Below are 3,533 nucleotides of genomic sequence, written 5' to 3'. Positions count from 1 at the left end.
ATCGCAGCTTCTGCGGGCGTGCCCCCTCCGGACGCCCCGGAAGCGCCACCGGCCCCCGGTTCCGGGCCGCGGTCGCCCGGCGAGCAAGGCCGGGTGGTGCTCATCAGCGCTTCACCTCACCGATTCACCAGTTCACGATTCAAGACTCAGTACATGGATCCGGAGATCTCCCCTGATCTCCGCGGCGCACCCGCCGTTGTGGCTGTCAGCCGTTTTGGCTGCCGACATATTCAGGATGTCTTCTGCCCGACCGAACCGTCCGAACACCCACTTATTCGACACGGAACATGTGACGGGAGTAACGCACCGGTCACACAGGGGCGATCGAGTCGGCCACCGAGTGCCGTCCGTTCGGGGCGGGGCCGATGGAACCAGTGGAACCAATGGAACCGGTCATAGCCGGCCGGAGCCAGTCAGGGCCGACCAGAACCAGTCAGACCTGGTCGGACAGTGCGGCGTCGAGCGTCTCGTGGACGGTGAAGACGGCATCCGCCCCCGTGATCTCGAACACCCTGGCCACCACCGGCTGCATCCCCGCGAGATGAACCCCGCCACCCGCCGCCTCGGCCCTCAGGCGTGCGCCCAGCAGGACGTTGAGCCCGGTGGAGTCGCAGAACTCCAGGCGCGAGCAGTCCAGAACCAGTCGAGTGAATCCCTTGTCCAGGCATTCGTCGAGTGGTTCACGCAACACATCGGCGGTGTGATGGTCCAGCTCACCCGCAGGCGTCACCACGGCGCTGGCGCCTTCTTCCCGCACCTCGACAAGAAGCCGGCCCGACTGTGCGCTGCCGAGCGTCCCGCGGTCCATGCCGTCTCTCTCCCGACCGTCGTGGCTTGTGACTCGCCATCGAACATTACGCCTTCCCCACCCGCTCCAACACCCGAACAATCCCCAGTAAAAGGACAATTCACCGCGGAACGCACTTGCGGCAAGCTCCGGAAAGCGGGTAGGGCTAGTAGAGACACCCAACAACACGGCCGGCTTTGGAGGCGCCGCACACCGCAGTGCAGGTATTGGCATCGGCGGCCATATGCCGAGAACGATGGAGGACATCATGTCACCCCGGCTCGACGCATCGCATACCCAGAGGGCGACGTCGACACTCCCTCCGGAAGACACCCGGGACGAGCCCGCCCACGATCCCACCGACGGACTCGAGGGCCTCCCCGAGATACCCCCGTACGACGAAGTGGGGCCGGTGGACGCACGGGCCCTGTCGAAGACACTCTTCGAGCGGCTGGAGTCCCTCGAGGAAGGCACCCACGAGTACTCGTACGTGCGCAACACGCTGGTCGAACTGAACCTCGCCCTGGTGAAGTTCGCCGCCTCACGGTTCCGCTCCCGCAGCGAGCCGATGGAAGACATCATCCAGGTCGGCACGATTGGCCTGATCAAGGCGATCGACCGCTTCGAGCTCAGCCGAGGCGTCGAGTTCCCCACCTTCGCGATGCCGACCATCGTCGGCGAGATCAAGCGTTTCTTCCGCGACACGAGCTGGTCGGTGCGCGTCCCGCGCAGGCTCCAGGAGCTCCGTCTCGACCTGGCGAAGGCCGGCGACGAACTCGCCCAGAAGCTCGATCGCGCTCCGACGGTGGGAGAGCTGGCGGAGCGTCTGGGCCTCTCCAACGACGAGGTCGTCGAAGGTATGGCCGCGTCGAACGCGTACACAGCGTCGTCGCTCGACGCGCAGCCGGAGGAGGACGACTCCGAGGGCGCGCTGGCGGACCGTATCGGCTACGAGGACCACGGCATCGAAGGCATCGAGTACGTCGAGTCGTTGAAGCCCCTGATCGCCGAACTCCCGCCGCGTGACCGGAAGATCCTCTCGCTGCGCTTCGTCGCCAACATGACGCAGTCCGAGATCGGCGACGAACTCGGTATCTCCCAGATGCACGTGTCCCGGCTGCTGTCCCGGACGCTGGTGCGGCTGCGGAAGGGACTGACGGTCGAGGAGTAGCAGGAGTCGAGTGACAGGGGCCCGGGGGTAGGAGGGGGCAACCGGTCCTCGACTGTGCTGTGCGAACGCCTGGTCTTCCGGCTTCGGTCGGTCACCGGGCGTTCGTCGTAGGCGGGTTGGGCTCTGCGGTTGTGCTGCGCGTTTGTGACGCGAGCGACAACGAGCTCACAGGGTTACTCCAGGACACCTCTTTCCCCACTGGCCTCCTTCCACCACTATGAGCCTCCAATACTCGCCGGTACGGCTGTATGACCGACCGGACGGCAGCGCGGCGGGAACGCACGGGGTGCGAGGAGGCAGGGGGATGGCGCGGGACCAGCACGACGGCGACGGCCACGCCGAGCCGGGCGACGAGGCGGGGAACGACGTAGAAGGCCTGCGGGAGGGCGCGGGCGAGGGCGCGGGAGACGGCGCGGAGGACCAGCCGGACAACGACGACAGCGGCGACGACGGCGATGGCGACGGCGACAACTGCGCCGACAGCAGCGACAGCGGCGGCGACGACGAGCACGGCGTCCATGCCACCGCACCCGACGCGCGCCTCACCGACCTCCTCCGCGGGGACACCTCGGCCGCGCAGTCCGCGCTGGCCGAACTCCGCACCCGTCACCGCCGCGCGGTCCTCCGGTACGCCCGCCTCTGCACGGCCGACGAACCGGCCGCCCGTCAGCTCACCGCGCAGACCTTCACGATGGCGGTCGGCGAGACGGTGCGGGGGCTCGACCCCAGCGGCCCGTGGCGGCACCATCTGCTGATCCTGACGGGCCGGGTGGCCGCCTCCTGGGCCGCGGACGAGCGCGCCGACCGCCTCGCGCCGGGCCTGACCGCGCACTTCGGCGAGACGGACCCCGCCACCGGGCCACGGCTGCTGGCGGCCTTCCAGTCACTTCCCGCCCGGGTCCAGGGCCTGGTCTGGTACGGCCTGGTGGAGCAGGAGCCCGAGGAGCGGACCGCCCTGTTCCTGGGCTGTACGCGCGAGGACGTCACCTACGAGTCCGAACCCGCGTTCCAGGCCCTGCGCCACTCCGTCCTCACCGCGCTCCTGGCCCGTTCGGCCAACCCGTCCTGCCAGGACTTCCGGCGCCTCATCGAGGAGGCGGCACACCCGGAGAACCCCCGGCACAGCACCGATCTCCAGGACCACATGGCGCACTGCGGTCACTGCGCGGGCGGGTACCGGGAACTGGCCGCCCTGCGCGACACGCCCCGCACGGCGCTGGCGGAGGGGCTGCTGGCGTGGCGCGGCACGGCGTACGTCATGGGCGGCTCGGCCGAGACCCGGTCCCGTGGCGGTACCGCCACGGTGACCGACGCCCGGTGGCGGCCGTCCCGCCGCCTCGCCCTCGTCGCCGCGGCACTCGCCGTGGCGGCGGTGCCGCTGCTGTATCTGCTGGCCTCGGGCGGCTCGGAGCCGGCGCCGGCAGCCGCCGCGCACACGCCGGACCGTCCGCCGGTGGCGACGGCCCCGGCCACGGCCTCGGCACGCCCGTCCGCCTCGCCGTCCGGCACCGGCAAGTCCCCTGGACCGGAACGGACTTCGAGCCCTTCCAAGTCCCCGAGCCCCACGGCCACGAG

Annotated in this window: 3 protein-coding genes and 1 pseudogene; 2 read left to right on the top strand and 2 right to left on the bottom strand. The window is 69.7% G+C overall.

From position 1 onward, the window contains the following. Both FNH04_RS48365 and FNH04_RS43225 read right to left on the bottom strand, forming a co-directional pair. Positions 1-104: pseudogene (locus FNH04_RS48365) on the bottom strand (ATP-binding protein); the annotation flags it as partial. Between the two features lie 329 nt (positions 105-433). Then, on the bottom strand, positions 434-808 hold the full coding sequence (locus FNH04_RS43225) for an STAS domain-containing protein (RefSeq protein ID WP_152791710.1): 375 nt from the start codon (positions 806-808) through the stop codon (positions 434-436). Positions 809-1,043: 235 nt separating this feature from the next. Here FNH04_RS43225 and FNH04_RS43220 point away from each other — a divergent pair, with 235 nt between their 5' ends. Beyond that, a complete protein-coding gene (locus tag FNH04_RS43220) occupies positions 1,044-1,958 on the top strand; it encodes an RNA polymerase sigma factor SigF (protein WP_194237009.1) in 915 nt (304 codons plus the stop codon). Between the two features lie 304 nt (positions 1,959-2,262). Beyond that, the coding region (locus FNH04_RS43215) for a hypothetical protein (protein WP_152791708.1) at positions 2,263-3,533 on the top strand (1,271 nt) is incomplete at its 3' end.

It is taken from the genome of Streptomyces phyllanthi, assembly GCF_009377205.1.
GTDB lineage: Bacteria > Actinomycetota > Actinomycetes > Streptomycetales > Streptomycetaceae > Streptomyces > Streptomyces phyllanthi.
Note: the sequence above shows the minus strand (reverse complement) of the source record. Positions and strands in the feature narration are given on the sequence as shown.